Source organism: Oscillibacter sp. (genome assembly GCF_032060045.1).
Lineage (GTDB): Bacteria > Bacillota > Clostridia > Oscillospirales > Oscillospiraceae > Oscillibacter.
This window is the reverse complement of record NZ_DAMBZJ010000077.1, coordinates 1-2,675: the sequence shown is the minus strand read 5'-3', so window position 1 is coordinate 2,675 and position 2,675 is coordinate 1. Positions and strand designations below refer to the sequence as shown.

Annotated in this window: 1 protein-coding gene, 1 pseudogene and 1 other annotated feature; of the genes and pseudogenes, one reads left to right on the top strand and one right to left on the bottom strand. The window is 47.4% G+C overall.

Going from position 1 to position 2,675, the window contains the following annotated elements:
- Window positions 1–229 precede the first annotated feature (229 nt).
- Window positions 230–466: a binding site (T-box leader), on the top strand.
- 61 nt (window positions 467–527) lie between these two features.
- Window positions 528–1,853 carry a sodium-dependent transporter gene (locus tag RT018_RS15715; RefSeq protein ID WP_312943250.1) on the top strand — a complete coding sequence of 442 codons (1,326 nt, stop codon included), beginning with the start codon at window positions 528–530 and terminating at the stop codon, window positions 1,851–1,853.
- Between the two features lie 158 nt (window positions 1,854–2,011).
- Here the strand turns inward: RT018_RS15715 and RT018_RS15710 are convergent.
- Window positions 2,012–2,675: pseudogene (locus RT018_RS15710) on the bottom strand (hypothetical protein); the annotation flags it as partial.

Below are 2,675 nucleotides of genomic sequence, written 5' to 3'. Positions count from 1 at the left end.
TGCCACCTCTGGCAGATTGCGTGGATTCTTTATGCCGTTGTACGGTGTTGCCTTAAATATAATATTCAAAATACCATCTCTTCCCTTTTTGTTAATTGTAACTCGAAGTAAAAACTTCTTTACTACAGCCGAATTATAGACACATTAATTTTAAGTGGCAAGGCAGCGGGTATTTTCTTCATCCGCCTTGCTTCTTTCTCTTTGATGTGTTATAGTTTAAAGCAATAATTGAAATGCAACGAAGGAAACTAGTAGAACAGAATCCGCCTTCTAGAGAGCATCCGGCCGGTGTAAGGATGCAGACGGACTGTTTGAATACATTCCCGAGCAGCTGCCTGAACAACATTAGTAGGGTATGCCGGGTGCGCCCGATACAGCGTTGCGTGTGTGTTTGCACACAAAAAGGAGTAGTTCGAGAGAATTGCTCAAACCAGAGGTGGTACCACGATGCAGCATCGTCCTCTGTCCCGATTAAGGGACAGGGGACGATATTTTATTTTGTAATGATTTAAAAAGGAGATAGTAACATGAAAAATAAGGAACATAGGTTTCGTAGCCGGTGGGGGATTATTCTTGCCTCTGTCGGTTCGGCGGTAGGGATGGCAAATGTGTGGGGATTTCCCAACAAATTGGGCAGCAATGGCGGAGGCGCTTTTTTGCTTATCTATCTGTTTTTTATTTTCGTGTTTAGCTATGTGGGACTGCCCGCAGAGTTTGCAATCGGGCGACGTGCAAAAACCGGTACGCTGGGTTCCTATGAAAACGCATGGAAATCCAGAAAGGAACAAGCCGGAAAGGCAGGCGGTCTTTTGGGTTGGCTTCCTCTGGCAGGGTCAATGTGCATTGCCATCGGTTATGCCGTCATCGTCTCTTACATTTTAAAGGCACTGTTTGACTCGCTGTCCGGTACACTGATGTCGGTGAATATGGGTGTTTGGTTTGAGTCGTTCGCCCTCACAACTTATTCCGTGGTTCCTTTTCATATTATCGTCGTGGTCGGCACTCTGCTGACGCTGTTGCTGGGTGCAAAGAGCATTGAAAGAACCAATAAAATCATGATGCCCGCCTTCTTTATCATTTTTATTATTCTGGCAATTCGGGTGGCGCTGCTCCCCAACGTTCTTGAAGGATATCGTTTTCTGCTGATTCCCCGTTGGGAAGTTCTGAAAGACCCGATGGTTTGGATATGGGCAATGGGGCAGGCATTTTTCTCTCTTTCAATCACCGGAAGCGGCATGATTGTGTATGGTGCTTATTTGGACGAAAACGAGGATGTTGTCTCCATTGCCCGTCACACCGCTGTTTTTGATACCATTGCAGCGCTGGTTGCATCGCTTGTAATTATTCCGGCGTGTTTTTCCTATGGCGTGGATGTAGGAGCAGGCCCCGGTCTGCTGTTTGTCACCCTGCCCACCATTTTGCAGGACGTTCCTTTCGGACAGTATTTTGCTGTGATTCTTTATGTTGCAATGATTTTCGCAGGAATTAGTTCTCTGCAAAATATGTTTGAAGCCGTTGCGGAATCTCTGCTACACCGTTTTCCAAAGCTCGGGCGCAAGGTGGTGCTGGGAATCCTGTGTCTGATTTGTCTGGGGGTAGGCGTTAACATGGAGGCAATTTTCCAATGGGGCCCGTGGATGGATTTGGTGTCAATCTATATCATTCCCATCGGCGCAACCCTTGGTTCAATATCTTGGTTCTGGATCATGCGAAAGGAGGACCTAATGGCAGAAATCAACAAGGGCCGTTCTGTTCCGCGCGGTGACGGCTGGTATCGGACTGGCCGCTATGTCTATGTTCCCTTCGCCGTCCTCCTCTGCTGCGTCGCACTGTTTATGAAGGTGGCCTTTTGACGCATATCGGGATGGGAAACCACGTCGGTACGCGCCACTGTTCTGCGGTGTTTTTTAGCCCATTTTTGAGGTGCTAAGCAGCCTCGTTCTGCTAAATTGCCTATTTAAGATACCCTGGGCTTTAAGCGCTTAAAAAAGTAGAGGGCCCGACTGATGAGTTATCCGGCATCACGGATAATCTGATCCCAACTTATTTGAAAACTTCTGTGCCAGAAAAAAATCGTCAAAACAGTGGAAATTCCAAAGCCCAGCGCCGCCCCATAGCTCAGGCGGGTTATCAGCAGATTATGCGCGGCGGCCATACTTCCACACAGCAGAATCGACAGGAGAACCAAGCCTATGGATCCGGCGCGCTGTTCGTTCGAAAATTTCTGGCTAAAGGGAAGTTCCTTCTTGGAGGCCAGAAATGTCAACAGCAGTACAAGTATCAGATTCATAAAGATCATGAGCAGGTCGGGGATAATCCTGATTCCCCAAAACAATATAAAAATGGCGCAGGTCAGCAGATAAAACGGGACGATATATTTGTACAGGAACGCTTTCATTGCGCCTCTGAGTACAAGGCCGGGATCGTCGACAGGCATCGCTTTGTATATCCATGCCCCCCGATAGCTTTCGCTTTTGCCGACAACTGAGAATAGTGTGGAATATATGAAGATCGAAAGGTAAACGTACAGGTAGTATTTTCCTTGTGAAACCGTCTGCAGAAAGTCGGACATTGATGTAGCGGTATGTGCGAAACTCAGAAGCAAGACAAAGGGCATGATGATCCCCAAAGTCAGGCTTGGGAGCAGGCGAAGCTTTAGCTTCCGCTCACTTTTT

Bases quoted from the DNA above. Each gene is read 5' to 3' on its own strand.
- RT018_RS15715 (WP_312943250.1), top strand. From the start codon at position 528: ATGAAAAATAAGGAACATAGGTTTCGTAGCCGGTGGGGGATTATTCTT.